The organism is Mesorhizobium sp. ArgA1 (assembly GCF_053714375.1).
In genome coordinates this window covers 1-264 of sequence record NZ_JBSKBQ010000191.1, presented here as the reverse complement: position 1 = coordinate 264, position 264 = coordinate 1, and the positions used below count along the sequence as shown (strand labels likewise).

Here is a 264-nt window from a genome sequence, read left to right as displayed (position 1 = left end):
CCGGCAGGAACACGAAGTCGGCTGGGGCCTCGTTTCGATTATAGATGGACTGTAACGTGCCTCGCGCGTCTTCCACCTCCATGTGGCGCAGCAGATGCGATACTGACGGATCGACCAGCCGTGTCCCGTCGGCGAGCCTTGGATCGATCCCCAGCAGCTGCTCCTCCAGGAGATCGTAATCGCTCTTGATATGGGCGTCGCTCAGCCACTCGGTGGCTCCCAGCACCGACCCCGCCGGGACCCTGGACGAGGCGACCCTCCCGA

At 64.0% G+C, this 264-nt stretch carries 1 protein-coding gene; it reads right to left on the bottom strand.

Features of this window, described 5'->3' with window-relative positions; all coding sequences use genetic code 11:
• A partial coding sequence (locus ACWGTI_RS32950; RefSeq protein ID WP_454590716.1) for a hypothetical protein occupies positions 1–226 on the bottom strand: 226 nt, incomplete at its 3' end.
• Positions 227–264 lie beyond the last annotated feature (38 nt).